Source organism: Robbsia sp. KACC 23696, from assembly GCF_039852015.1.
Taxonomy (GTDB): Bacteria; Pseudomonadota; Gammaproteobacteria; order Burkholderiales; family Burkholderiaceae; genus Robbsia.
This window is the reverse complement of record NZ_CP156627.1, coordinates 227,024-253,011: the sequence shown is the minus strand read 5'-3', so window position 1 is coordinate 253,011 and position 25,988 is coordinate 227,024. Positions and strand designations below refer to the sequence as shown.

The window sequence follows — 25,988 nt, the reverse complement described above, 5'->3', positions numbered from 1 at the left end:
TGATGAACAAGATGACAACGACGATACCCCTCCATGCGGCATGCGCGAACGGCATGGCGGATGACTGTAACGCGTCGGCACCGCCGCACGCCGGCAGCGATAGCGCGGCTTGCCGTGGCGCCCAGGCCGATTTCCCCATCGCCGAGCATGCCTGCCGGGTGCTGTCGAACGCTTCGGTCAATGCCGAGTATCGGCATCTGGTGTTGGCGGTGTCCGACGATGCCGCCAGCGCCACGCCGGGACAGTTTTTCCATTTGGCCTGTCCGCCCGGCCCGGACGGCACGGCCTTTTTAAGACGGCCGATGAGCGTCTACGGCGCCGATCGCGGCACGCGCCGTCTCGAGTTTCTGTACAAGGTGCAGGGCATGGGGACGAAGGGTCTTGCGACGCTGCGCGAGGACGACATTCTGGACGCCCTGGGACCGCTCGGGGTCGGTTTCACCGTGCCCGAAGGCGCGCGCCATGTGTTGCTGCTGGCGCGCGGCGTGGGGCTGGCAACGCTGGGACCGTTGGCCGCGCATGCGGTATCGCTGGGCGCGAAGGTCACCGCCGTGCTGAGCGCGCGCTCGCGCGATTTGCTGATGTCGCGTGATCGATTGGAAGCGGCAGGCGCGCGTGTACATACGGTGACGGATGAAGAGGGAAGCAGTGACATCGTGCAACTCGAAGGGCTGCTTCGAACCCTGCATGGGACGGCGCCGTTCGATTATATGGCGACGTGCGGATCGAATCGGATGCTGACGTTGCTGCAGCGACTCGGCACGGAGTGGTGCGTTCCGGGGCAAACGGCGATCGAACAGCATATGGGGTGCGGTATCGGCTCCTGCTACGCCTGCGTCCGGCCGTTCCGCACCGAGGCAGGCGCGGAACAATTGACCTATCGGCGCGTGTGCTGGGATGGGCCGGTCTTTGATTTGCAGGAAACCACATCATGGTAGATATGCGTGTCGCCGTCGGCGACCTGGAGTTGATCAATCCGGTGATGCCGGCATCGGGGACCTTTGCCGATGGCCTCGCCCGCGTTTTCGATCTGAATGTGCTGGGTGCCATCGTCACCAAAACCTTCACCGACGATATCCGTGAAGGCGTGCCGCCGCCGCGCGTGGCGGAGTTTACCGATGCAACGTTGTTCTCGATCGGTATCCCGAGCAAGGGCACCGCGTATTACCTCGAGCATACGGTGCCCTTTTATCGTCGCTTCACCGCACCGCTGGTCGCGAGTATCTCGGCCGGATCCGTCGAGGAATTCGGTGCGGTGGCGGCCAAGCTGGCCGGAAGCGGCATTGCCGCGATCGAGGCGAACGTCTCCTGCCCGAACTTGAAAAAGGACGGCAAGGCGTTCGGCATGGATCCCGAGGCAACGTACCAGGTCGTGCGCGCGATGAAAGCGACGGCGGGCGTGCCCGTGTGGGCGAAGATGACGCCCAATGCGGGGAACGTCGTCGAGGTCGCCAAGGCGGCCGAAGAAGCCGGCGCCGATGCGCTGGTCGTCAGCAATGCGATTCTGGCCATGGTGATCGACGTGGAGACGTTCCTACCGCGGGTGGCGAACGTCATGGGCGGCATTACCGGCGCGGCCACCAAACCGATCATGCTGCGGATTGCCCACCAATGCGCGCAGGCGGTGTCGATTCCGGTGATCGGTTGCGGCGGTATCACCACGGGCGCCGATGCCATCGAATTTCTGCTGGCCGGCTGTACCGCGATTCAGGTGGGCACGGCGAATTTTCAATCACCTACCGCGATGCCGCGCGTGATCGACGAGATCCGTGCGTTTTGTGAAAGGAAGGGCATTGCCAGCGTGCGCGATCTGATCGGCGCGATGCGGATGCACGATACCGTCGATTTGCAACGCGCCTTGAGCGAGACGCAGCAACGGGGAGCCGCGTAATGAAGATCATCCCGATAATGTCGGCCGCGATGACGGATCACGAGGCGGACTGTGCGACGCCGGTGACCGAAGACGCCGTCTGTGGCGCGGCGATCGATGGCGATCGACCGTGGCACGACATCGGTCTCTATGACAGTGTCTTTGGCGCGCAGGACTGTCATGGCACCACGCTGGAGGGTATCAAGGTCGGTGTATTCCGCGTGGCGGGCGACCTCTTTGCGTTAGACGATATCTGCACGCATGGCGCCGCGCTATTGAGCGACGGTTTTCTGGAAGGGCATGAAGTGGAATGTCCCTTGCATGCCGGCCTCGTCGATGTGCGGACCGGCAAGCCGTGTTCGTCGCCGATCACGCGCGCGGCGCGTTGCCACGATGTGCGTGTCGAAGACGGCCGGATCTATGTCCGGATCAATCCGTGAGTGCCGCGCCGATGGAAACGAACGGTGGCATCGGTGAAGCGGCGGCGTCGCCCGCGACGTCGATGACGTCGGTAACGCGGCCTCGTATCGCGGTGATCGGCACCGGCGGCACCTTTGCAATGCACGCACGGCATCGCTTCGATTGGGTGGAGTATGCCGATAGCGGCATCGTGCATCCGATCGATGCATTGCTGGAAACGATGGGTGAACTGGCGCCCGACGTCGACTTGGTGCCGGTGCCGTTTCGCAGCCTGGGAAGCGTGGCGATCACGCCGGACGATTGGCTGGCGTTGGCGCAGCTGATTGCGCGGTATGCCTCGCAGGATCCCGGCATCACCGGTTTCGTCGTCACGCACGGCACGGCCACGCTGGAAGAAACGGCCTGGTTCCTCGACCTCGTGCTGGCGCTGCCGCAGCCTGTCGTGCTAACCGGCGCGCAGCGTCCGGCGAATACCGCCGGCAGCGATGCGCCGGCCAATTTGCGGGCGGCAATTGCGACGGCATGCGCGCCGCAGGCGCGGCATAGCGGTGTCTTGGTCGTGATGGATGGCTGGGTCTTCACGGCGCGCGACGTGACCAAGGCGGCGAGCTTCGAGTTGCAGGCGTTCGAAGCGCCGCCGTTCGGCCCGGTAGCGCGCATCGAAGCCGATGCCGGTATCGCGTGGCGCAGGCAAGCGCCGCGGCGAATGCGGGATGCGGGCACAGGCGCGGGACGCTCGCGGGAGTATGGCATCGACCTGTCCGCGATCCTGCACGCCGCGACGCCGGTGTCCTTTCCGCGCGTCGATATCGTGCTCTCCTATGCCGGTGCGGATAGCGTGGCAATCGATGCCTACGTTGCGGCGGGGGCCCGCGCGATTATCGGCGCGGGCCTGGCACCGGGCAGGCCGTCGGCAGGGGAATGGCCGGCCTATCGTGCCGCGGTAGCGGCCGGCGTCGTCGTGGTGCAGTCGAGCCGGGCGGCGCGGGGCACGGTGCCCCCGCAACGCTTCCTGCAGGAGGCGGGCATCCTCGCGGGAGGCGATCTTTCGCCGCAAAAACTGCGGATCGCGATGATGCTGGTGCTGCAGTGTCGCGCCTTGCGCGGCGCGGCATCCGAGTGGGATCCTGCTGAGAAAGCGGCGATACAAGGCTGGTTGTTGACGCTCTGAGCACGGTGCTCGAACCTGGAGATGCACGATGCGGTTTTCCTATCTTGTCACTTTCCGGCATCCCGATGCGGCGCTCCGTATCGACGCCGCCGCCGTCCAGCAGCTCATATCGATGGTGAACGCCACGCCGGGCCTGGGGCGGGCACGGTATTACACGCCGGAGTCGGCTTCGGATTTCTACACCGATGACGGTCCATCGCCGACGTTCGCGATGCAATTGGATTTCGAGAAAATCGAGATGCTCGAAGCGGCGATCGCGGAGGCGGGCCATCTGCATGTCGCCGCGCAGGCGCTGCCGCCGATATTCGCCGCGTGCGATGTCGAACAGCAGGTGATGCTGCGTCGTCCGTTTCCGGTCGCCGATCCGACGCCCGCCGTGGCGGAGGGTGCGCTTCCCTGTCAATTCCTCGTGCACTATCCGGGACACGCCGAGGACTTCGATGCGTGGATCAATTACTACCTCACGCATCATCCGCAAATCATGTTCGATTTCCCCGGCGTGCGGGAAATCGAGATCTTTACGCGGCTCGACTGGCTCGACGCCATGCCGTGGCGGCGCGTGCATTATATGCAGCGAAACAAGCTGATGTTCGACAGCGCGGTGGCCATTACCGAGGCGATGCATTCGCCGGTGCGCCATCGGATGCGCCAGGATTTCGAACAATTCCCGCCATTCGTCGGCAGTAATATTCACCATCCGATGTCCGCTCGCACCTTCCGGTTCGGCCCGTAGTCCGCGAAGCCTCCCGCGGTCGTGCGGCGATGCGCCGCATCCATTCGCACTTTCCCCTGCTTGCCCATTGCTCTGCGCGAGCGCCACTTGCTCTGGCGGCCCTTCGGCGCCGTGCGGTCCACGTGCGCGCGGCCAAAACAGTGCCGTTCCGGACGCGACGCCGCGTCGACGCCTGCCCCCTTAAGAGCACTTCCCAGGCAAATGTTTTATATTGATTTGCGGCATACGGCATCTCTGACGCCGAAAGCACCGCGTATCGCGCCGACTTTCCCCCTTTCATCCAGAAAAAAAACTTGATCCGTCCCGGGCGTCTACTGCTGTCCTGCAAACTGTATCTGGCCGCGATGCTGGCCTTATACATCGCTTTTTCGCGCAGTTTCGACTATCCGTATTGGACCATGATGACGGTCTACATCCTCGCGCTCGATTCCAGCGGAGCGATGCGGCAGAAATGGGCGTATATGTTGACCGGTTCGGTCTGCGGCGCCTTGATCGGCGTCTTCATCGCTTTCGAGATGGCCACGTCGCAACTGGCGATGTTGTTGTCGCTATTCGGCGCGATGGCGCTCGCCGGTTTTTTTGCCTTGCGCGACCGGTTGCCGAGCTTCTACGGCTTCATGATCGGCGGGGTGACCTGCCTGCTCGTCGCCTTGCCCGGCCTGACGACGCCCGATGCGGTGCTGTTGCGCGCGATGCATCGGATACAGGATATCGTCGTGGGCGCCTCCGCCTTGTTTCTGGTCGATTCGCTGATTTTCCCCACTAGCGGCGCGCAGGGCGTTCGCGCGGCGGTGTCCAACTGGTTGACGTCGTTGCGCGAGGTGACGGTGGCGGTGCTGCGTGGGATGCCGCCCGACGACAAGGCCTTTGCCGCCGTGCTGAAGACGATGGCGCAGATCGATCCGCTGGCATCCTATCTGCCTTTCGACTCGGTCAGCTTCGGCGCGCGTCGCCGTCGTGCCGCCGAAATCATTCGCACGCGCGGCCTGCGTACGCTGAGCATTCTCAGCACGTTGCGCGATATCGACACGCATCTGCGCGAGGGCCGGCTCGGCGGCAGCGCGCCCCTTGCTCCCCTCGATATGGCGACGCGAGAGGCACTGGCGGCGTGGATCGAAAACGGGACGCGGCGGGATCAGGCGCGTGCGGTTTATCATCATTTCCGTGGCGGCGAGACCGCACTCGCCGCGCTCGCCGCGTCGTCGGATGCGGAAAACGCCTTGCACGAAGGCACCGAACGCGCCGCTTGGTTGCAGACGCTGCATCATCTGCAGCAGCGCCAATTGCGGCGCTTGTTCGCGGCGTGGTGGCTTATCGGCATTGCGCAGCGCAGCCTGGCGGCGCTGCGCCCCGCGCGACTGCGTCTGCCGGACGGTTTTTCCGCGACGCCCAGCACGCTCGCCCCGTTGGATGTGGGATATAGCCTTCGCGTCGTCGCCGGATTGTTGTGTCATCTCGGAACCTTTGCTTTGTTGTGGCTGACGTTCGGCTGGGTGTCCGGCTACGCGGCGTTCGGCATGCTATTGAGTTCGGTGTTCTTCGTCGTCTCCGGCCGCGCGCCCGATCCCGTGGCCGTCATCTCGAAAGTCGCGCGCATCGTTGCCATCGCGATGGTGATCGTCGGCATCTATGTCTGCGTCGTGCTGCCTTTGACCAGCGCGTTTCCGGCGGTCGCGATCGCCTTGTTCCCCGCCTTGTTCGTACTCGGCATTTTCGTGCCGAATCCGCCGAATGTCCTGTTTGCCGTCTTGCCGATGGCCATGCTTCGCTTGGGCAATAACGGGCCGGGCGTGGATTTGCCGGCGCTGTTGAACAGCGTCATGGGTCTCGCGATCGGCTTGTGCACCGCGCTGATGTGGATGGTGCTGCTGGTGCGTCTGCCGTCGGGCGGCGTGGCGCGGCGCTTGATTCGCGAGGGCTGGTTGGATTTGTTGGATCTGCTGCGCGCGCTGAATCGGCCGCGCGCCGATGTCCGCCATGAAGAGGCCTGTTCCTATGGCTGGCGGATGCTGGATCGCCTGGTCGTGCTGTTCCCGCAGTTTGCCGCCACGACCCCCGCGCAGCAGCGGCTGATCGTCGTGGCCACGTTGCGCCAGGTACGCGTGGGGCAGGCCGCGTATGTCGCGGGGCTGGGGCCGAGCGCGCCTGATGCTCAGCGCGGGAGCGTTGCCCCGATGGCTCGCGCCGAAGCGCAGTCTGTCGAGGAAGCCGCGAAGCGTCCCTTATGGCGACAACGCGCCGGCGCGCGCGGCGTCGAGGCGGCTGCCCGTACGATCGAGCATGCCAATGTCTCGGCGACCGAACGCGCCGCTGCCTGGCTGACCGCTACGCAATCGGGCACCGGCGTGCCGACGCCCTGGGCCTGGATCGATGCACGTCTGGCGGCAAGCCGCGCGGTGCCCGACGCGGCCGAATGCGCGCTGGCCGATTTACGGCTGGCGCTGTATCCCGAGGCGATGGCGCCGGGCGCGACACCGTCGGGAGACAAAGCATGAACGGCGGCGGGGTGGACCAAGTCGATGTGCTCGGTATTTATCTACCGACCTTCGTGCTCCAGGTGATCCTGGTGTTTCTGTTGTTGTTCCTCGTGCGATGGCTGCTCGACCGGTTCGGCATCCTGGCGCTGTTCTGGCACCGCGGCCTCGTGGAAGTCGGCCTCTACATGATCTTGTTGGGCTTTGTCGTTTTATGGATGAGCGGTACGCCGCTAACTGCCGTGTGGGCCGCGGCGCAGTTGTCCCTTGCTTTGCACTAGCGCACCGGGCTTGTCTCGATAAAGCTGTCGATGGTCCATACCGGTCGAGACGTCGGCCTCTTGCCGACGTACTCGATCTACCCGATCTGTTTCACCTTTTTCCGCTTTCTGGACCGCCGTGCATCTGACCTCTCGACAGACCCGAGCCGTGACCATCGGCTTTCGCATCCTGCTCACCTGTTTTATCGTGGTGGCGGCATTGCTGATGGCCAATTATGTCTGGCACTACTACGAACTGGCGCCGCGCACCCGCGACGGTCATATTCGCGCCGACGTCATCGATGTCGCGACCGATGTCAGCGGCCTGCTGACCGAGGTCGATGTCCACGGCAATATGCCGGTGAAACGCGGACAGGTGCTCTTCAAAGTCGACCCGCAGCGTTTCGAGATCGCCTTGAGCAAGGCGCAGGCGACGCTCGATTCCGCGCGTGCGCAATGGGTGTATGCGCGCCAACAGGCGAGCCGGAACGCTGCCTTGCGCGGTCTCGTCGCGCAACAGAATGTCGATCAATCCGATAACGCCTTGCGTGCGGCACGTGCGCAGGTCGAGCAGGCAGAAGCCGGCCTGGCTTCTGCGCGCCTCGATCTGCAGCGCGCGACCGTGGTCGCGCCAGTGGACGGCATCGTCACCAATGTCACCTTGCATCCGGGCCGTTTCGTCGCGGCGGGAACAGGCATGCTGGCGCTGATCGATACGGCTTCTTTGCGCGTCGAGGGCTTCTTCCAGGAGACACGCTTGCGCGGCATCCATATCGGCGATCGCGCGCGGATTGTCTTGATGGGGGAGAAGACGCCGCTGTATGGCCATGTCACGAGCATCGTCGGCGGTATCAGCGATTCCGAAACCGCCACCGCGACGGACTTGCTGCCGAAGGTCGATCCGAATTTCGCCTGGGTGCGGCTGGCCCAACGCGTGCCGGTCTGGATCACGCTCGATGCGCTGCCCGATGGGCAACTGCTGCTCTCCGGTCGCTCCGCGACCGTCGAGATTCTGAGCGGCCAGCGGGGCGAGGATGGACGCATTGTTGCGTCGGGCGGCGTCGGCACCGAGCTGGCCCCGACGCCGTCGAGCAGCGCATTGGGGGCGTCCGACGCGGCTGGCACATTTGGCACGCGCGGCGCTTCGTTGATGCCGCCAGCGCAGCGGTCGCAGCCGCCTGAGCCGGCCAGCACCGGAGGGCGGCCATGAGGGCGGCATATCGCCGGCTGATGACGCGCTCGCCGTTGCGTTCATCGCGGCGTCCGCTGATGCATTCGTTGATGCGTCCGATCGTGTGGGCGTTGACGTGCGCGGCAAGCCTCGGAGTGGGTGCCTGCGGCTATTTCCATCCGGTCGGACCGGACTACCACGCGCCGACCGCGCCGGCCGATGCGCGCGATGCGGTCACGGCGCCCCAGGGGCAGCGCACCGCGTTTACACCGCAGGCGATGCCGGACGACTGGTGGCATCTATACGACGCGCCGGCGTTAAATGCGATCGTCGAGGAGGCGTTGACGGCCAACCGCACCTTGCGCAGCGCGGCCGCGCATCTCGATGCGGCGCAAGGCGCATTGGACCAGGCGCGCGCGGCGTGGTTGCCGACGACATCGCTGGGGGCGCAGTATGCGCGCGAGCGCGGCAACGTCTACGGCGCGAGCGGTTTATATCGGCATAACGTCGCGGAGTGGAATTTCAACGTCGCCTACGACGTCGACCTGGCGGGCCGCTTACATCGTGCGGTGGAAGCGGCCGATGCCACGGTCCAGGCGCAACAATACGCCTACGCCGCCAGCCAATTGACCGTCGTCGCCAAGACGGTCAGCGCCTATGCGCTCGTTTGCCAGGCGAATGCATCGCTTGCGAATGCGAAGCAGCAACTGCGCATCGCCCAGGATCAGGCGCGCGTGACGACGCAACTGGCGGCGCGTGGCGCGGCGTCGACGCTGGACCAATTGCGCGCCGAGGCGCAGGTGGATACGCAGCAGGCCGCGCTCCCGCCGATCGAAGCGCAGCGACAGACCGGCCTGTATGCCTTGGCGGTATTGCTGGGGCGCGATCCGACGCGCTTTCCGGCCGCCGCCGCCGATTGCCAGACCTTGCCGGTCTTGGCGCAGCCGATGCCGGTAGGCGATGGCATGCCGCTGCTGCGCCGTCGTCCCGATGTCGCCGAAGCCGAACGGACCTTGGCGGCGTCCACGGCCGACATCGGCGTGGCGGTGGCGCAGTTATATCCGTCGGTCAGTCTGGGCATCGGCGTTGGCGGCGAAGGCACGACGATCGGCTCGACGTTGCAGTCGAGCGGGCGGACCTGGAGCATCGGCCCGATGATGCATTGGACCTTCCCGAACATCGCGACGGCACGGGCGCAGATTCGCGCGCAACGGGCCAATACGGCGGGCGCACTGTCTGCCTACGACGCTACCGTGCTGAATGCCTTGAAGGAGGCCGACAGCGCGCTGGAGAACTACGCGCGCGCGCTCGATCGGCAGCAGGCGATCACGCAGTTGGACACGCACAGTCAGCTGGCGCTTGCGCAGGCCCAGCGTCTCTATCGGTTCGGCGCCACGCCGTTCCTCGATCTGCTCGAGGCGCAACGTACCGCAGCGTCCAGCGCGCAGCAACGTATCGCTGCCGCGGGCGAGGTGTTGAGCGATCAGGTGGCGGTGTTCCAAGCGCTCGGCGGCGGTTGGGGTGACGCGGCGAAACGGGCGGCGGCGCAATCGCAGGCGGCGGACGCGCGACTGGCGGAGACGCTGCATCCGACGCAACCGAAGACGACGGAATGATTCGGGGCCGGCCGCGATAGGGAGGGCCGACTACGACACGCTGCTCAGGCCGAGGACGTCGGCGCATAACGTCCCGGAGTCGTCCCCGTGGCACGCTTGAACATATCGATGAAGGCGCTGACGTTGTCGTAACCCAATTCGAGCGCGACCGCCGTGACGCTGACGCCATCGGCAAGCAATTCCAGCGCGCGCAGCAGGCGCGCCTGCTGCCGCCACTGCGCGAACCGCAGTCCCGTTTCCGCGAGGAAGCGTCGGCTCAAGGTGCGCGGCGATATGCCCGCCCATCTTGCCCATTCCTCGAGCCCGCGCGGATCCGATAGATCGCTGGCCAAGGCGGACGTGATGCGCACGAGCGTGGCGTCCCGCGGGCTCGGCAAATCGAGCGGCTCGGCTTGCGATGCCGCGATCTCGTCGAGGATGACTTCGGCGATCCGCACCTGCGCCGGCGCCATGTCGGCGCCTTGCCATTGCGCGGCGCGTCGGACTGCTTCCCGTAGCAGCGGCGTCGTACGTAAAGCGCGCGGTTCGCTCGGCAAACCCTGACAGCGCGGCTCCGCGATAAACACACTCCATCCCGAAAAAGGTCCGTAAGACCGAATCGAATGCGCGACGTGCGGCGGCAACCAGATCGCGTGGATTGCCGGCACGACCCATTGCTGGCGCTCGATACCCACCGAGACCAGGCCGTTCAGCGCCCCCATCAACTGCCCGCGCGCGTGGCTGTGCGCGTGCACCGTGCGCGATTCCGTCTGCGTCAATTCGGCCGCCGCGAGAAACGGGCCGTCCGACGAGAGAATCAGTTCGGGGCGAATCAAAGGCGTGGTCATGGCCGGAATCCGGTATCGATTGGCTTTTATAACGGAGTCGGGCCAGCCGCGCAAGCCTAGACTGGGCACCTTACCGGGCTCCAACAGACAGGGAGACGGCGACCTTACACGCAGCGAGGCAAGATCATGAAAGCAGCAGTGGTGGTGGAGGCGGGCGCCCTTCCGCGCTATCGGGACTTCGATGAACCGGTCGCGGCGGCGGGACAGGTGCTGATCGAGGTGCGCGCGTCGGCGCTGAGCCAATTGGCGAGGGGCAAGGCGGCGGGCACGCATTATTCTTCGACCGGGCGTTTCCCGTTTGTCGCCGGTGTCGACGGGGTGGGCTTGCGCGAGGACGGCAAGCCGGTGTATTTCTTCGGCGTACCGGCGCCGTTCGGCGCGATGGCGCAGCGCACGATCGTGCCGGAGTCGATGTGCGTCCCGCTGCCGGACGGCCTCGATGTCGCCGTCGCCGCGGCGCTGGCCATCCCGGGGATGTCGTCGTGGGCGGCATTGCAGGCGCGCGCCGGATTCGTCCGTGGCGAGGTCGTGCTGATCAACGGGGCGACCGGCGCATCGGGACGCCTGGCCGTGCAGATCGCCAAGCACCTTGGCGCGCGCAAGGTCATCGCTACGGGCCGGCATGCGCCCACGTTGGCCGCGCTGGCGCGGATCGGAGCCGACGTCGTCGTGTCGCTGGAGCAGGACGACGCGGCGCTCGCCGAGGCGCTGAAGCCGCATCTGGCCGAGGGTGTCGATGTCGTGCTCGACTACCTTTGGGGACCGAGCGCGCGGACGATACTGACCACCGCGGCGAAAGCGCTGCCGGAAAGCTATCCGATGCGTTTCGTGGAAATCGGATCCATCGGCGGCGGCGAGCTGTCCCTGCCGGGCGCGGTGTTGCGGGCATCGGCGATCACGTTGCTGGGCAGTGGTATCGGCAGCGTCCCGATGGCAGGCTTGCTGCGATCGATCCATGGCGTGTTGCACGCCGCCTTGCCGGCGAAATTGGAGATCGATATCGCCACGGCGCCCTTGTCGGCGCTGGCCGACCACTGGGCGTCGGAAGGACGCGCGCGGATTGTGTTTTTAACGGATCAGTGATAGATCGGCCTTGTGCAAAGGGCGCGTCGTCGCCAATCGACATTCGAATCCGTCGTACTCGCCCAAGGACATAACGCGCCTTGGGCTTCAGCGCCGTCTTGAACGCGTCGCTCAGGCGGCGCGGCAATGCGCGACCGCGCTTTCCAGAATTGCCAATGCTTCATCGGCGATCGCCAACGGCGTGTTGAGTGGTGCGAGCAGGCGCAGCGTGTTGCGATGCACGCCGCATTTGATCACCAGCAGACCTTGTTCGCGGCAACGATCGATCACCGCCTGATTGAAGTTCGCGTCCGGTTGAAACGGGTCGCCGTTCTTGACGAACTCCAGCGCGACCATCGGGCCGACGCCGCGCACGATGCCGACCTCCGGCGATGCGTCGGCAATCCGCTGCAAGCCGGTGCGCAGCCGTTCGCCCAATGCCTGCCCTTTTTCCAGGATGTTTTCCGTCTCGAAAACATTCAGCACCGCCAGCGCGGCGGCGCAGGCCAGCGGATTGCCCGCATAGGTGCCCCCCAGGCCGCCCGGCGTCGGCGCATCCATCAACTCGGCCCGACCCACCACGCCGGACAGCGGCAGGCCGCCGGCCAGGGACTTCGCCACCGTCACCAGATCCGGCTGAATGCCGAATTGCTGGAAGCCGAACATCGATCCGGTGCGGCCGAAACCGGCTTGCACTTCGTCGAGAATCAGCACGATGCCGTGTTCTTGCGTCAATGCGCGCAGCGACTGCATGAAAGCCTTGCCGGCGGACAGGAAGCCGCCGTCGCCTTGTACCGGCTCTAGAATGATTGCCGCCACGCGCTCCGGCGCGATCTGCGTCGCGAACAAGTCTTCCAGCGCACGAATGGCATCGGCGGCGCTGAAGCCGCGATAGTCGTCCGGATAGGGCGTGTGGAACACTTCACCGGCCAAGGGACCGAAGTTCTGCTTGTATGGCGTGCTCATGCCGGTCAGCGTCGAACCTAGCAAGGTGCGGCCATGGAAGCCGCCGCGGAAGGCGATGACGCCGGGTACGTTGCGGTGCGCGCGCGCGATCTTGATCGCGTTTTCCACGGCTTCGGCGCCGGTCGTCGAGAAGAACGTCTTGTACGGGGTATCGCCCCCCACGAGCTTATTGAGCTTGGCGGCCAGTTCGACGTAGACGTCATAGCCCACCACTTGGAAGGCCGCGTGCGTGACGCGCGTCAACTGTTCCTGGACCGCCGCGATCACCTTCGGATGCGAGTGACCGATATTCTGTACGCCGATGCCGCCGACGAAGTCGATATAGCGTCGGCCTTCGACATCCCACAATTCCGAACCGGCAGCCCTGTCGGCGAAGATCGGGTGAGCGGTGACCACTCCGCGCGGCACGTGTTGCTGGCGGAAGGCGGTGTAGGCGGCGTTATCGCGGGTCATGACGGAAAATCTCCAAAAAGGGTACGGCGTAGGCGGGTGAATGCCAGTCGTTACGGTAAGCGACGTGAAGTCAAAGCGTTGTTTCAGCAGGGGAGTCGATGGCTCCAGCGGTTTGGTCGATCGCGGTGGCCGCGTCGGCGTGGCCTGTCTTGGCGGTCTTGGCGGCGCTCGCCAGCGACTCGGCCAGCACTTCCGCCAGATGCCGCGCGGAACGACCGCTCAGGCGTTTGATCTGGGTACGGCAACTGAAGCCGTCGGCGACCACCGTGCTGTCTGCCGGGAGGGGCGTCAACTTCGGCAACAATTCGCGCTCGCCCACGGTCCGGGCCACCGCCGCGGTTTTTTCGTGGTAACCGAAAGCCCCGGCCATGCCGCAACATCCGGTATCGAGCACCTTCGCGCCAATCTGCTTTTCCGCACCCGCACCGCCGCAAGCGCGTTGATGGCAATGCGGATGCACATGCACGGCGTCATCGGCCGGCGTATCGACGCGCACGCCGTGCCGCTGCGCATACTCGGCCATCGTGATGCAGGCGGCCGCCAGTTTTTCCGCGCGGGGATCGTCGGCGATCAAGGCACGCATCTCGTCTCGAAAAACGGAGAGACAGCTGGGTTCGAGCACCAGGATCGGCACATTCGCCGCGAGCGGCGCCTGCATCATGTCGAGGATGTCGCGCAATTGCGTGCGCGCCTGATCGAGCAAGCCCACGTCATAGAGGGGACGGCCGCAGCACACATGCCGCGGCGTCAGGCGCGGCGTGCCGCCGGTGGCGTGCACGACCTGTACGGCGGCTTCCAGCACATGCGGCGTGAAACCGTTGTTGAAGGTATCGGTCCAGACGACGACATCGCCCGGCGCAAAGCCATCGGACCAATCGGCTTTCAGGCCCTTGGCCGTGCCGCCGTTACGGAAGGCCTTCGCGGCGATATCGGGAAAGCGGGCGTTTTCCGCGAGGCCGAAGCGCCGCGCCGCGCGTTTGACGACAGGGTTGCGCATTACGCCGTTCAGGACGCCGCTGACGCGCGTGGCCAAGGGCAGCCAATTGCCGATCCGACCGACCGCCGCATCCATCGGTGCGCGCCGGCGCGTCTGATAGTAGCGATGCAGGAATTCGGCGCGGTATTTCGGGATATCGACGTGGGTCGGGCAGTCGTTCTTGCAGCCCTTGCACGACAAGCAGAGGTCCATCGATTCCTTGACGGCCTCGGCATCGCGCGACTCGCTGATCACTTCGCCATTCAGCATCTCGAAAAACAGCCGCGCGCGGCCGCGCGTGGAATAGCGTTCCTCGCGCGTGGCTTTGAAGCTCGGGCACATTGTGCCGGCGTCGAGCGAGCGACATTTCCCCATGCCGATGCATCGTTCGGTTTCGCGTCCATAGCCGCGGTCCGTCGCTACGGCCGTCGCACGGTCCGTGCCGTCGTTGGCGGCGGGTTTCTCCGCCATCGGATAGGTGAAGGCACCGGCGATGTCGCCGCGCCGATAACCGGGACCCATGCGGAGATTCGCATCGGCCGGCATGGCGTCGATCAGCTTGCCGGGGTTCATCAAGTGTTGCGGATCCCACAGCGCCTTGAATTCGCGGAACGCTTGCATCAAGGTAGGCGTGTACATCAGCGGCAGGAATTCTCCCTTCGCTTGACCATCGCCATGCTCGCCGGACAGCGAGCCCTTGTATTTGACGACGAGGCGCGCCGCTTCTTCCAGGAAGCCGCGCCATTCCGTTACGCCGGTCTGCGAGCGCAGATCGAAGGTGATGCGGGAATGAATGCAGCCGTCGCCGAAATGACCGTAGAGATTGGTCTTGTAGCCATAGCGCGCGACCAGGGCGGTGAATTCGCGCAGATAGGGGCCGAGCAAGGACGGCTCGACGGCGGCATCCTCCCATCCCACGACCGGGTCCGGCGCGCCGGGAATTTGAGACAGCGCGGTGGCCGATGCGCCCGTCTCGCGAATCGTCCACAGGCGGTTCATCAAGGCGGGGTCGTCGACGAAGCGCACGCTCGGGCGCTGCGGGAAGTGCTGTGCCGCATCGGCCATCGCCTGGGCCTGCGCGATCGCTTCGGCACGGGTGGTCGCACCGAATTCGATCAGTAGCCAGGCATCGCCTGCCGGCAGTTCGGCGATGTCGTCGAGCTTCAGGCGCAGCGCTTTCAGGCCACCGATGATGCCTTGGTCGAGCCCTTCCATGGCGATCGCGCCCAGCGGCAGCAGATCCGGCACGCTGTCCGCGGCATCGAAAATCGTCTCGAAACCAAGCACGACGAGTACGCGCTCGGGCCGGCCTTCGACCAGCGTGGTCTGCGCGCGCAAGGTTGTGGCGAGCGTGCCTTCGCTGCCGACCAGTGCGCGGGCGATATTGAAACCGTTTTCCGGCAGCAACTGGTCGAGGTTATAGCCCGACACGCGGCGCTTGAGCTTCGGGAAGCCCGCGCGGATGTCGTCGGCATACCGTGTCGCCAGATCGCGCAGGCCGGCCACGATGCGCGCCTCTTCGCCGCCCGCGGCGATATGCGCCGCGTAGGCGGCTTCATCGGTCGGACCGACCCAGAAGCGCGCGCCGGTGGCCGTGAGAATTTCGAGACGTTCGATGTTCTCGACCGTCTTGCCCGCCATCACCGAATGCGCGCCGCAGGAATTGTTGCCGATCATGCCGCCCAGCGTGCAGCGGCTATGCGTGGCGGGGTCGGGGCCGAACGTCAGCCCGTGTTTGGCTGCGGCCTTCTTCAGCTGGTCGCAGATGACGCCCGGTTGCACGATGGCGTGCCGGGCGTCGGCATCGATCGATTCGATCGCATGCAGGTATTTGGAATGATCGATGCAGATGGCATCGTTGACGGCCTGGCCGCACATCGAGGTGCCGGCGCCGCGCGGTAGCATGGCGATACCCAGTTCCGCGCAGAGGCGTACCGTCGTCTCGAAATCCGCCGCCGTGCGGGGCACGACGACGCCGATCGGCGGCTGACGATAGTTCGATGCCTCCGACGCATAAATGGCCCGCGTGGCAGCGTCGAAACGGACCTCCGCGGTGGTTTCGGTCTGTAGCCGATGACGTAGCGTCATCATTTTGTTCAGATCGGCACTGCGCGGCGTGGGGGACGCATTCATCGTACGGCTCGGGCAAGGAAGGGCTATTGCGTGGAATCAGTATAGAAAGACCGCGCACCGGGAAACTATCGAAAACACCGTGGCGCACGGCAAGGCCTGCCGAATTTTGCGAATAGGCGGCAGATCCTTCGATCGCGCCGCTGCGCGAACGTCTCGCGGCGGCACGCGCAGTCCGAGATCAGCCCAGCGCGCCTTGGCAGACGTACTTGATATGCATGTACTCGCCGATGCCATGGCGCGAGCCTTCGCGGCCATAGCCCGAGTCCTTGACGCCGCCGAACGGCGCCGATTCGGCCGCGAGCGCACCTTCGTTGACGCCGATGATGCCGCTTTCCAGCGCATCGGCCAGGCGCCAGATCCGACGCACGTCGTTGGAGTAGAAGTAGGCGGCCAGACCGAATGGCGTCGCATTCGCTTCGGCGATGACATCGGCCTCGGTGCTGAAGCGCGTCACGGGCACCACCGGCCCGAACGTTTCCTCGCAGGCGCATTCCATCGACGGCGTGGCGTTGATCAGCACCGTCGGCGCGAAGTAGTTTTCGCTCCGGTACTGCGGACCGTTGACGCGCTCGCCGCCCACCACCACCTTGGCGCCCAGATCGATCGCGTTCCGAACATGGCGCGCGATCTTGTCCACCGCCCGCGCATTGATCATCGGACCGATCTGCGACGCCGGATCCGTTGCCGGACCGACTTTCAATGCCGCGACGCGCGCGACCAGCTTTTCGACGAAGGCATCGTGCACGCCGTCCTGCACGTAGACCCGGTTCGGGCACACACAGGTTTGGCCGCCGTTGCGGAATTTCGAGATCATCAGGCCTTCCACGGCCGCATCGAGATCGGCATCGTCGAAAACGATGAAAGGCGCATTGCCACCCAGCTCGAGCGACAGCTTCTTCAAGGTGTCGGCGCTACGGCGTGCCAGATGCTTGCCTACCGGCGTCGATCCGGTGAACGTGATCTTGCGCACGCGTGCGTCGTCGAGCCAGACGTCGACGACTTCGGGCGTATGCGCGCGCGAGGCGGTGACGATATTCAAGACGCCCTTCGGTACGCCGGCTTGCTCGGCCAGCTTTACCAGGGCCAGCGATGTCAGCGGCGTGTCCTCGGCGGGCTTGCAGACGACGGTACAGCCCGCGGCGAGCGCCGGCGCGATCTTGCGTGCGATCATCGCGGCAGGGAAATTCCATGGCGTGACCGCGGCGATGACCCCCACCGGCTCGCGCAGCGCGAACATCATGCGGCCTGCCGCCGGTGACGGAATGATCTCGCCATCGGTGCGCGTCGCTTCCTCGGCGAACCATTCGACATAGCTCGCCGCATAGACCACTTCGCCCTTGCCTTCGGCGAGCGGCTTGCCCTGTTCGCGCGAGATCAGCTTGCCGAGATCGTCGACATTCGCGAGGATCAGATCGTTCCAGCGCTTGATGATCGCCGCGCGTTGCTTTGCCGGCACCTTGCGCCACGTGGCAAAGGCGCGGTGTGCCGCATCGACGGCGCGACGCGCGTCTTCGGCGCCGCTGTCCGGGACCGTCGTAAAGATGTCGTCGGTTGCCGGATCGGCGACGCCGAACGTCGCGCCGTCGGCCGCGTCCACCCAGGCGCCATCGATATGATTTTGGCCCAGCAGCAGGCCGGTGTTTTGCATCGTCAAAGCCATGATGTCTTCCTTAATCGTTCAGTGAGTCAGCGCGCTGTCGCGCTGTGTGTGTGACGTATCCGTCGCAGCCGATTGCGCGTCGCGGGCGGCCTGTTCGGCCAGGGCGCGCACGCCGTGCAGATCGACTTCATCGATCCAGCCGCGCCGCAATTCCGGGACGGATTGCGACAGCAGCGCATAGTAGGGATGCGGCGCGGGCCTATCGAAATCGGGCCGCGCGATCTGCGTGACCTTGCGGCCATGCTGCATGACGACGATCTCGTCGCATATCGCCTTGACCGTGTGCAGGTCATGGCTGATGAAGAGATACGAGACGCCCAGTTCCTTGCGCAGTTCGGCCATCAGATCCAACACCGCCGCGGCGACGACGGTATCGAGTGCGGACGTGACTTCATCGCACAAGATCAGGTCGGGCTCCGCCGCCAGGGCGCGCGCCAGATTGATCCGTTGCTTCTGTCCGCCCGACAGTTCTGCCGGATGTCGATGCATGGTGTCGCGCGGCATGCGGACCATATCGAGCAGTTGCACGATGCGCGTCTGCAAGGCACGGCCTTTCAGCCCGTGATAGAACCGCAGCGGGCGCGCCAGAATGCGTTCTATCGTATGGGCCGGATTCAAAGCAGTATCCGCAATCTGGAACACGATTTGAATACGCCGGAGATCGTCCCGGCTGCGCTTGTCGAGTGAATGCGCCAACGCTTTGCCGTCGAACCGGATACGTCCGTCATAGGGCGCGATCAGCCCGGCGATGGCGCGCGCCAAGGTGGTTTTGCCGGAGCCCGATTCACCGATCACGCCGATCGATTGACCGCGATATAGCTTCAGATCGACGCGATCGAGAATCTTGATTTCGGGACGCCCCTGACTATCGAGTCGGCCATAGCCGGCGGATAGGACGTCCACTTGCAGAAGCGGCGTTTCAGGGGTCGTCGTCGGGCCCACGCCATTCGCGTCGGTATCGTTATCGTTGCGCCCGGAGGCAGCGTCGCGTTCGTCGAGCGTCGTTGCCGGCGTCCGTGCGGCCGCTGCCATGCCGCTGCGAGCGAGATTGCTTTCGTTGACGCGCACGGCCGGGCGCGCGGCGGCCAGCAGGCTGCGCGTGTAATCGTCGCCCGGCGCATGCAGGATCTGATCGGTCTCGCCGTTCTCCTGCATCCGACCATTGCGCAATACCAGAATACGGTCGGCCACCTGCGCTACGACGGCGAGATCATGGCTGACGTAGATCGCGGTGGTCTTGCGTTCCCGCACCGCGCGGCGGAACGCGCGTAGGACATCGACCTGCGTCGTGACGTCGAGCGCCGTGGTGGGCTCGTCGAGAATGACGACGTCCGGGTCCGTGATCAGCGCCATGGCCGCCATCAGGCGTTGCAATTGACCGCCGGAAACCTGGTGCGGATAGCGCGCGCCGATATGATCCGGATCGGGCAGCGACAGTTCGCGGAACAATGCGACGGCCTTGCGCTCGGCTTCCTCGCGCGTTGCCGTTCGATGGATCAGGGCCGGCTCGATAACTTGATCGATGATCGTGCGCGACGGATTGAACGAGGCCGAGGCGCTCTGCGCCACATACGTGATCTTGCGGCCGCGCAATGCGCGCTGCGCGTCGGCCGGCAGCGCCAGGATATCGGTGCCGCCGACTTCGATCGTGCTGTCGCGCGAAATCGTACAGCCTTCGCGCGCATAGCCCATCATGGCCAGCGCGGTCGTGGTCTTGCCCGACCCCGATTCGCCGATCAGCGCCAGCACTTCGCCCGGCACGATATCGAAATGAAGGCGGTCGACGAGCACCGCATCGCCAGCGGTAATCGTCAGGTTCTTGACGTGGATCGAGGCGCCCATTACATCTTCTCCGATTGCTTCGAGGCGGCTGCCCCGGCTGCCGCAGCCTTGCGCTTGCGCGACTTCGCGCCGCCGGCAACGTTATCGATCAACAGATTCATGGCGATCGTCAAACTCGCGATCGCGAGCGCCGGCGCGATGACGGCAAGGCTGCCTTCCGCGAGGCCGTCCAGGTTCTCGCGCACCAGCGAGCCCCAGTCCGCGTCGGGCGGCTGGATGCCCAATCCCAGAAAACTCAGGCTGGCCAGCAACAGCACGACGTAGACGAAACGCAAGCCGAGGTCGGCCAGCATCGGTCCGGCGATGTTCGGCAAGATCTCTTGCGTCATGATGTAGAACAGCCCTTCGCCCCGCGTGCGAGCGACGGCGATGTAGTCCATCGCATGAATGTTCACGGCCAGGGAGCGCGCGATCCGATAGGCACCCGGCAGATAAATGATGGCGGCGGTGGCGCCGAGCATCCAGGTGGAGGAGCCGAAGGCCGCCACCATGATCAAGGCGAACATCTTGCTGGGAATCGCGGTCAGCGTATCCAGCGCGCGGCTCATCGCCGTGTCGACAGCGGTACCGCCGACGGTTGCGACCAGCGCCAGCGTCGTGCCCAGACCGCTGGCGATAAAGGTGGCCACAAAGGCCAGGCCGACGGTGTAACGCGCGCCCATGACGACGCGGGCGAACATGTCGCGCCCGAGATAATCGGTGCCGAGCCAGTGCTTGGCGCTCGCGCCAGCAAAGATCTGGACGTCGCCGCTGCCATAGCTCGAGCCGGCGGCACCTCCGAAAGCCGCGCCGAACACGGCGGCACCGACCCATCCCAGAATGATGCACAAGCCGATCCATCCCGCCGGGCCGAGCCGGCCGGATGCGCGGCGAATCGCGGCAAGCGGCCCGGTCGCAGGCACGAAGGCCGGTTCGCCGGGCAGCGTTACGTCGATGCGACTTTGCGTGGCTTTGTTCATCGGTTCACACTCCATCGAAAATCATGAAAGGCTTGTCTTGCGTACGGCGTGGCCGTCGTGCAGCGCACGCGGCCCGTTGCGGCGTGCTATCGGTGCCGCAGGCGCGGATTGGCGACGATGCCGAAGATATCGGCCGTCGTGACCAGGATCAGATAGCCGGCGCAAAAGATCATCGCGCAGGCCTGCACGATCGGCATATCGCGTTGGCTGACGCTATCGACCATCAGCTTTGCGATGCCCGGATAGTTGAAAATCGTTTCGATGATGATGACGCCGCCGAGCAGGTAAGACAGGCTCAACGCCACGGCATTGGCGATCGGACCGACGGCATTGGGCAGCGCGTGACGCAGCACCAGGCGCACCGGCGTCGCGCCTTTCAGTCGAACCATCTCGATATAAGGCGCCTGCAATTGATCGATCAGCGCCGCGCGCGTCATCCGCACCATCTGTGCGACGATCACGCAGCACAGCGTCATCACCGGCATCGCCATCGATCGCAGCATCTTGCCGATAGGATCGCCATCGTTCATATATGCCAGCGCGGGCAACCAGTGCAGCTTGACCGCGAACAGCAACACCGCGAGGGTGGCGACCAGGAACTCGGGTACCGATACGACGCTCACGACGCCGACGCTGACGGTACGATCGAACGCGGATCCCCGTGCCACCGCGCACAGGATGCCGAGCGTCAACGCGATCGGCACCGAAATCAAAGTGGTCAAGCCGGCCAGCACCAGCGAATGCCCGAGGCGGTTGCCGACGACGCCGGCCACCGAGGTGTGCGTCATCAGCGACTCGCCGGGATGACCGGTCGCCAGGCCTTCGAGCCAGTGCCAGTAGCGCGTGGGGGCCGGCACGTCGAGGCCCATTTGCGCACGCAGCGCGGCGACTGCTTCCGGCGTTGCGTCCTGGCCCAATTGCGCTTGCGCGGCATCGCCCGGGAGCACCGCGGTGATGGCGAAAACGATGGCCGAAATTGCGAGAAGCGACAGCAGCGCAGCGCCGATACGACGTACGAGCAGGCGGATGATGGCGGTGTTCACGCGTGTTCTCCTTCGATAAGGCAAGCAGGACTGGCGGGGGGCGATGCCGCGCGACGGCGCGGCATCGGATGGCTGTCGATCAGGCAGCAAGCCACACGTGTTCGGCAAACGAATAGCCCATCAGCCCGCCCAACGGAATCGGCGACAAGCCCTTCAGCTTGTTGCTATGACCGTCCAGCGTTGCGAGGAACAAGGGAATGCCGATGCCGGCGTCGGTACGGATCATCGTTTGCATGTCGGCATATAGTTGCTTGCGCTTGGCCATGTCCGTCTCCGCGCGCGAGGCCAGCAGCAACTGGTCGAACTTCGGATCCTTCCAACGTGACTCGTTCCACGGCGCATCGGACTTGAAGAACTGCGTCAGCAAGGTATCGGCGTTCGGGCGCGGGTTCACGGTGCCGAAGCCGACCGGTGCCGTCAGCCAGTAGTTCGACCAGAAGCCGTCGGCCGGCATGCGCTTGACATCGAGGTTCAATCCCGCCTGGCGTGCGGTCTGTTGCAGAATCAAAGCCATGTCGACGGAATACATCGCCGCCGGCGAGGCGACCACCGGAATCGGCGTGCTGCCGAGGTTGGCCTTTTTAAGATGGAACTTCGCCTTGTCCAGATCCAGCATCGTTTGCGGTTGGCCGGGCGCGAAGAAGCGATTCGTCGGATCGATCGGCTGGTCGTTGCCGAGCACCGCATAGCCGAGCGCGATCGACTGCTTCATCAGATTACGGTCGAGCAGCAGCTTCATGGCCTGCACGAAGTCCGGATTGGCGCCCGGGCCGGCGTCGCGATGCATGATCAGGTCCGTGTACTGCCCGGACTGGGTCACGAACACGGTGTGATCGGACGAGCCTTTGACGCGCGCGACGGAGCGCGGATTGATCGTCGCGACCAGGTCCATATCGCCGGACAGCAGCGCATTGACGCGCGCGCTTTCGTCGCCGATGCCGACAAACTCGATTTCATCGAGATAGGGCAGGCCCGGCTTCCAGTAGTTCGGGTTACGCACGACGACGGAGCGCACGCCGGGCTGGAACGTCTGCAGTTTGAACGGACCGGTACCAATGCCGGAGGAGAAGTCCGTCGTGCCGTCCTTGACGATATGGAAATAGAAGGTCCCGAGAATGACCGGGAAGTCCGCGTTGGGCGCGCTGAGCACGACGGTGACGGCATTCGGCCCGCTTGCCTTGACGCTCTCGATCTGGTCGGCGAGCGTCTTGGCTTTCGAGGCCACTGCCGGGTCCTTGTGACGCATCAGCGAATAGACGACATCAGCCGGCGTCAATCCCTTGCCGTCGTGGAAGGTCACGCCCTTGCGTAGCGTGAAAACCCAGGTCTTGGCATCCTGCGTCGTGAAGGACTCCGCCAGAGAGGGCTGCGGCGTCAGCGTCGCATCCAGCTCGGTCAGATTGTTATAGAGCATCGTGCCGCGGCTATAGTCGGTTTTGTTCGACTGCTTTGCCGGGTCCAACGTATCGCTGGCAGACGCATTGTCCCCTGCCACACGGATCTTGCCGCCACGGCGCGGCGTCTCCGCGTGCGCGGTGGTCGCGACACCGGCCAAGGTGCCGGCGAGCGCCAACTGCATGCCGCCGGCGGCCAGGATCGCGAGCACGTCGCGACGCGTGGCACCTTTTTTCAGGACGGACATCAAATGATCCGATTGCCGTTCACCGAGCAGGGTCTCGAGTTTCTTGCGTTGCGTCATGGTGCCAAGTTCCGATGTCAAGTTCCAGGGAGTAATACGGTGCGCGCGGTCGACACGCATCGTGTCGGCGTGCTTCCGGTTGCGCGATGCTCAGGCCAATGCGTCTTTCATCTGGTAGTACATGCCGATGACCGGCAGGAACCACGGCGGTCCGACATGGCCCGGAATGGCCGGCCAATCGCGATGTCGCCACGGATTCGCTTCGGTATCGCCGAGCATGGTCTGCGCCATTTTCTGACCGGTATGAACCGACATCTGCGTGCCGTGGCCGCTGAAGCCCATCGCGTAGTAGAGCCCGTTGCGCTCGCCAGCGTGCGGCAAGCGATCGCGCGTCATGTCGACGATACCGCCCCAGCAGTGCGTCAGCGGCACGTCCTGCAGTTGCGGAAACGTTGCGAGCAGACCTTGCTGCAGAATCTTTCCGCTCGCCGCATCGGACAAGGGATTCGAGATGGCGAAGCGGGCGCGTCCGCCGAAGATCAGCCGATGATCGGGCGAGATGCGGAAGTAGTGATGCAGATTCGAGGTGGTGACATAGGTGCGTCGTTCGCGCAGCAGGGCGGTGGCGCGCGCCTCGCCCATCGGTGCGGTCGCGACGATGAAACTGCCGATCGGCACGATGCGTCGACGAATCCATCCGAAGGAACCGTAGCCGCCATGACGCGAAGCGCCGGTGGCGACAAAGACGCGTTCGGCGCGAATCACGCCGCGCGGCGTATGTACGCGATAACCGTGCACGCTGCCGCCGATACGCGAGAGCCGTTCCACCGGTGTCGACAGATGCAGGCTGGCGCCGTGCTTCACGGCCGCTCCCGCCAGGCCGCGACCGAAACGCCCCATATGCATCTGTCCGCTTTTTTTGTACAGCAAGCCGCCGTGATACTGATCGCTGTCGACTTCGGCGCGCACGGTGGCGCGATCGAGCAGGCCCATATCGGTATCGACTTTATCGTCGGCGAGCCGTTGAAAGCTGCGCGCCAGCGTCTCGTAATGCGCCGGGCGTGATGCCAGCTTCAACTTGCCGTGTCGCAGGAAATCGCAATCGATCTGTTCCTGCTGCACAAGGCGAGCAACCGTATCGACCGCATCGTCGTAGACATGATAGAGCGCACGCGCCTTGTCGGTGCCGATCTTGTCCGCGAGCGTGGCGTAGTCGACCGCCAGACCGTTGTTCACATGGCCGCCGTTGCGTCCCGATGCTTCCGCGACGACGTTGTCATGGGCTTCCAGGATGGCGACGCGCAGACCACTGCGGGCCAGTTCGAGCGCTGCGGAGAGGCCGCAGAAGCCGGCGCCTATCACCACGACATCCGCTGTCGCGGGCAGGGGGCTGGCCTCCCAGTGCGTGGGCGGCAGTCCTTCCTTCCAATAAGATTCCAGTTTCATCGAGCGGGCAATCGGCTTAGAGAGGGGACCCGGTGATGACCGGGCCGAGACAATGGAATGATTGAATCACGTCAAAACCAAGGCTTCACCTCGTATTGACCGTGCGCGGCAGCGGGAACTGCGGTTTGAAGGGGCCTTCACGGCATTGTTTGCGGTGCCGAAGCAAGGAACGGAAGAATTCGAAGGCTCCGATGAAAAGGACCGAATTTTCCTAGCCGCGCGGCGCGGGCGATAGGCATCATCGACATCGACGCGTCCTATTCCAGTCTATTCCGTCCTACCTCGTACCCATGAGCGCTTCGACGACCTCCTTCCTATTGCGCGATTCGCCCGATCCGGCGTTTCACATCAGGGATATGGCGGCGGCCGACCTTGCCACCGCCTTGCATTTTTCCGAAGACATCGGCTGGCCCCATCGACTCAGCGATTGGCGCTTGTTAAGCGACCTGGGTCAAGGGCGTGTAGTCGAGGCCCATGGCGGTCTCGCTGCGGTGGGGCAACGCTGGACCTGGGGCACGCAGGCCGGCTCCATCGGGCTGCTGGTGGCCGCGCCCGCCTATCGCGGAGGCCCGAGCGAGCGGCGCTTGCTGGCGGATTTGATGGCCGGCCTGTTCGATCGCAGTATCGTGCTGTATGCCTTTGGCGATCGACTGCCCCTCGCGCAAAGCGCGGGTTTTCACCAGGATGGCGGCATCGAGCAATGGCAAGGCCGACCGCGCCCGGCGCCCTTGATGCCGCTGCCCGATGGTGCCCGCCTGCGCCCGGCAAGCCGCCGCGACGTGGCGTCGCTTGCGGCCTTGGACGCGCGGGCGAGCGGCATGTCCCGGGAGCCGATGATCGCGGCCTGGCTCGATCATGCGATGCACGCGATCGTCCTGGATAATGAGATGGAAGCCGTCGGCTTTGCGATCATGCGGCGTTTCGGGCGCGGTGTCTATATCGGGCCGGTTGCGGCGGCAAATGCGCTGCAGGCCCAGGCGATGATTGCGCATCTCTGTAGCGCGGCCACCGGGCGATTCCTGCGGATCGATGTTCGCAGCGAGATCGTCGCGGAAATGCGCCCCTGGTTGACCGCATTGGGCTTGAGCTGTGTGACCACCGTGCCGATGATGCGTCACGGCCCCGCGCTTGCGGTGGATCCAAAGGTGCGTCATATCGCGATCGCTGCCCAGGCGCTGGGATAGAGGGTTGCCTTGGAGCCGGCGTGCGCGGTACTCTCTAGCCGGTGCGCTGCGCCCGGCGCCGGCAGGACGCACCGTGCCACGAC

The 25,988-nt window shown here is 64.8% G+C and carries 20 protein-coding genes; 11 read left to right on the top strand and 9 right to left on the bottom strand.

Annotated elements, in window-relative coordinates; translation table 11 throughout:
• Window positions 1-11 precede the first annotated feature (11 nt).
• The 9 genes from ABEG21_RS15920 (at window position 12) to ABEG21_RS15880 (ending at window position 9,715) form a co-directional block, all read left to right on the top strand.
• Window positions 12-938 carry a dihydroorotate dehydrogenase electron transfer subunit gene (locus tag ABEG21_RS15920; RefSeq protein WP_347557623.1) on the top strand — a complete coding sequence of 309 codons (927 nt, stop codon included), beginning with the start codon at window positions 12-14 and terminating at the stop codon, window positions 936-938.
• Window positions 932-1,891 (top strand): dihydroorotate dehydrogenase, encoded by a 960-nt coding sequence (locus tag ABEG21_RS15915; protein ID WP_347557622.1) that lies wholly within the window; start codon window positions 932-934, stop codon window positions 1,889-1,891. Before ABEG21_RS15920 ends, ABEG21_RS15915 begins: the two co-directional genes overlap by 7 nt.
• On the top strand, window positions 1,891-2,310 hold the full coding sequence (locus ABEG21_RS15910; RefSeq protein WP_347557621.1) for a non-heme iron oxygenase ferredoxin subunit: 420 nt from the start codon (window positions 1,891-1,893) through the stop codon (window positions 2,308-2,310). The genes ABEG21_RS15915 and ABEG21_RS15910 overlap by 1 nt, the downstream gene beginning before the upstream one ends.
• Window positions 2,307-3,461: an asparaginase gene (locus ABEG21_RS15905; RefSeq protein WP_347557620.1), complete on the top strand. Its 1,155-nt coding sequence runs from the start codon at window positions 2,307-2,309 to the stop codon at window positions 3,459-3,461. Before ABEG21_RS15910 ends, ABEG21_RS15905 begins: the two co-directional genes overlap by 4 nt.
• Window positions 3,462-3,489: 28 nt before the next feature.
• Window positions 3,490-4,194 (top strand): hypothetical protein, encoded by a 705-nt coding sequence (locus tag ABEG21_RS15900; RefSeq protein WP_347557619.1) that lies wholly within the window; start codon window positions 3,490-3,492, stop codon window positions 4,192-4,194.
• Between the two features lie 293 nt (window positions 4,195-4,487).
• Entirely contained in the window at window positions 4,488-6,689 is a 2,202-nt protein-coding gene (locus tag ABEG21_RS15895; protein ID WP_347557618.1) for an FUSC family protein, read from the top strand.
• On the top strand, window positions 6,686-6,949 hold the full coding sequence (locus ABEG21_RS15890) for a DUF1656 domain-containing protein (protein ID WP_347557617.1): 264 nt from the start codon (window positions 6,686-6,688) through the stop codon (window positions 6,947-6,949). Before ABEG21_RS15895 ends, ABEG21_RS15890 begins: the two co-directional genes overlap by 4 nt.
• Before the next feature lie 118 nt (window positions 6,950-7,067).
• Window positions 7,068-8,138, top strand: coding sequence for an HlyD family secretion protein (locus tag ABEG21_RS15885; RefSeq protein WP_347557616.1), 1,071 nt, complete (start codon window positions 7,068-7,070; stop codon window positions 8,136-8,138).
• Entirely contained in the window at window positions 8,135-9,715 is a 1,581-nt protein-coding gene (locus tag ABEG21_RS15880) for a TolC family protein (RefSeq protein WP_347557615.1), read from the top strand. Before ABEG21_RS15885 ends, ABEG21_RS15880 begins: the two co-directional genes overlap by 4 nt.
• A 44-nt stretch (window positions 9,716-9,759) precedes the next feature.
• On the opposite strand, the gene ABEG21_RS15875 is transcribed toward ABEG21_RS15880, so the two are convergent.
• Window positions 9,760-10,542, bottom strand: coding sequence for a helix-turn-helix transcriptional regulator (locus ABEG21_RS15875; RefSeq protein ID WP_347557614.1), 783 nt, complete (start codon window positions 10,540-10,542; stop codon window positions 9,760-9,762).
• A gap of 126 nt (window positions 10,543-10,668) precedes the next feature.
• Here ABEG21_RS15875 and ABEG21_RS15870 point away from each other — a divergent pair, with 126 nt between their 5' ends.
• Window positions 10,669-11,625, top strand: coding sequence for a zinc-binding alcohol dehydrogenase family protein (locus ABEG21_RS15870; protein ID WP_347557613.1), 957 nt, complete (start codon window positions 10,669-10,671; stop codon window positions 11,623-11,625).
• 111 nt (window positions 11,626-11,736) lie between these two features.
• Here the strand turns inward: ABEG21_RS15870 and ABEG21_RS15865 are convergent, their stop codons facing one another.
• The 8 genes from ABEG21_RS15865 to ABEG21_RS15830 all read right to left on the bottom strand — a co-directional run bounded on the left by ABEG21_RS15865 (window position 11,737) and on the right by ABEG21_RS15830 (window position 24,721).
• Window positions 11,737-13,023: an aspartate aminotransferase family protein gene (locus ABEG21_RS15865; RefSeq protein WP_347557612.1), complete on the bottom strand. Its 1,287-nt coding sequence runs from the start codon at window positions 13,021-13,023 to the stop codon at window positions 11,737-11,739.
• A gap of 70 nt (window positions 13,024-13,093) precedes the next feature.
• Window positions 13,094-16,132: an FAD-binding and (Fe-S)-binding domain-containing protein gene (locus tag ABEG21_RS15860; RefSeq protein ID WP_347557611.1), complete on the bottom strand. Its 3,039-nt coding sequence runs from the start codon at window positions 16,130-16,132 to the stop codon at window positions 13,094-13,096.
• A gap of 178 nt (window positions 16,133-16,310) precedes the next feature.
• Window positions 16,311-17,792 carry an NAD-dependent succinate-semialdehyde dehydrogenase gene (locus ABEG21_RS15855; RefSeq protein WP_347557610.1) on the bottom strand — a complete coding sequence of 494 codons (1,482 nt, stop codon included), beginning with the start codon at window positions 17,790-17,792 and terminating at the stop codon, window positions 16,311-16,313.
• Window positions 17,793-17,810: 18 nt separating this feature from the next.
• Window positions 17,811-19,634 carry an ABC transporter ATP-binding protein gene (locus tag ABEG21_RS15850; RefSeq protein WP_347557609.1) on the bottom strand — a complete coding sequence of 608 codons (1,824 nt, stop codon included), beginning with the start codon at window positions 19,632-19,634 and terminating at the stop codon, window positions 17,811-17,813.
• The gene (locus ABEG21_RS15845) at window positions 19,634-20,593 is read right to left on the bottom strand and encodes an ABC transporter permease (protein ID WP_347557608.1); all 960 of its coding nucleotides are present in this window, start codon (window positions 20,591-20,593) and stop codon (window positions 19,634-19,636) included. The genes ABEG21_RS15850 and ABEG21_RS15845 overlap by 1 nt, the downstream gene beginning before the upstream one ends.
• A gap of 86 nt (window positions 20,594-20,679) precedes the next feature.
• On the bottom strand, window positions 20,680-21,636 hold the full coding sequence (locus ABEG21_RS15840) for an ABC transporter permease (RefSeq protein ID WP_347557607.1): 957 nt from the start codon (window positions 21,634-21,636) through the stop codon (window positions 20,680-20,682).
• Between the two features lie 79 nt (window positions 21,637-21,715).
• Entirely contained in the window at window positions 21,716-23,335 is a 1,620-nt protein-coding gene (locus tag ABEG21_RS15835) for an ABC transporter substrate-binding protein (RefSeq protein WP_347557606.1), read from the bottom strand.
• 90 nt (window positions 23,336-23,425) lie between these two features.
• Window positions 23,426-24,721 (bottom strand): FAD-binding oxidoreductase, encoded by a 1,296-nt coding sequence (locus tag ABEG21_RS15830; RefSeq protein WP_347557605.1) that lies wholly within the window; start codon window positions 24,719-24,721, stop codon window positions 23,426-23,428.
• 290 nt (window positions 24,722-25,011) lie between these two features.
• Here ABEG21_RS15830 and ABEG21_RS15825 point away from each other — a divergent pair, with 290 nt between their 5' ends.
• Window positions 25,012-25,905: an N-acetyltransferase gene (locus ABEG21_RS15825; protein ID WP_347557604.1), complete on the top strand. Its 894-nt coding sequence runs from the start codon at window positions 25,012-25,014 to the stop codon at window positions 25,903-25,905.
• Window positions 25,906-25,988 lie beyond the last annotated feature (83 nt).

What these genes read in the sequence shown, in the direction of transcription:
- ABEG21_RS15845 (WP_347557608.1), bottom strand. Translation starts at nt 20,593, where the DNA reads ATGAACAAAGCCACGCAAAGTCGCATCGACGTAACGCTGCCCGGCGAA.
- ABEG21_RS15920 (WP_347557623.1), top strand. Translation starts at nt 12, where the DNA reads ATGACAACGACGATACCCCTCCATGCGGCATGCGCGAACGGCATGGCG.
- ABEG21_RS15855 (WP_347557610.1), bottom strand. Translation starts at nt 17,792, where the DNA reads ATGGCTTTGACGATGCAAAACACCGGCCTGCTGCTGGGCCAAAATCAT.
- ABEG21_RS15875 (WP_347557614.1), bottom strand. Translation starts at nt 10,542, where the DNA reads ATGACCACGCCTTTGATTCGCCCCGAACTGATTCTCTCGTCGGACGGC.
- ABEG21_RS15900 (WP_347557619.1), top strand. Translation starts at nt 3,490, where the DNA reads ATGCGGTTTTCCTATCTTGTCACTTTCCGGCATCCCGATGCGGCGCTC.
- ABEG21_RS15835 (WP_347557606.1), bottom strand. Translation starts at nt 23,335, where the DNA reads ATGACGCAACGCAAGAAACTCGAGACCCTGCTCGGTGAACGGCAATCG.
- ABEG21_RS15915 (WP_347557622.1), top strand. Translation starts at nt 932, where the DNA reads ATGGTAGATATGCGTGTCGCCGTCGGCGACCTGGAGTTGATCAATCCG.
- ABEG21_RS15910 (WP_347557621.1), top strand. Translation starts at nt 1,891, where the DNA reads ATGAAGATCATCCCGATAATGTCGGCCGCGATGACGGATCACGAGGCG.
- ABEG21_RS15880 (WP_347557615.1), top strand. Translation starts at nt 8,135, where the DNA reads ATGAGGGCGGCATATCGCCGGCTGATGACGCGCTCGCCGTTGCGTTCA.
- ABEG21_RS15860 (WP_347557611.1), bottom strand. Translation starts at nt 16,132, where the DNA reads ATGAATGCGTCCCCCACGCCGCGCAGTGCCGATCTGAACAAAATGATG.
- ABEG21_RS15870 (WP_347557613.1), top strand. Translation starts at nt 10,669, where the DNA reads ATGAAAGCAGCAGTGGTGGTGGAGGCGGGCGCCCTTCCGCGCTATCGG.
- ABEG21_RS15830 (WP_347557605.1), bottom strand. Translation starts at nt 24,721, where the DNA reads ATGAAACTGGAATCTTATTGGAAGGAAGGACTGCCGCCCACGCACTGG.
- ABEG21_RS15850 (WP_347557609.1), bottom strand. Translation starts at nt 19,634, where the DNA reads ATGGGCGCCTCGATCCACGTCAAGAACCTGACGATTACCGCTGGCGAT.
- ABEG21_RS15825 (WP_347557604.1), top strand. Translation starts at nt 25,012, where the DNA reads ATGAGCGCTTCGACGACCTCCTTCCTATTGCGCGATTCGCCCGATCCG.
- ABEG21_RS15865 (WP_347557612.1), bottom strand. Translation starts at nt 13,023, where the DNA reads ATGACCCGCGATAACGCCGCCTACACCGCCTTCCGCCAGCAACACGTG.
- ABEG21_RS15890 (WP_347557617.1), top strand. Translation starts at nt 6,686, where the DNA reads ATGAACGGCGGCGGGGTGGACCAAGTCGATGTGCTCGGTATTTATCTA.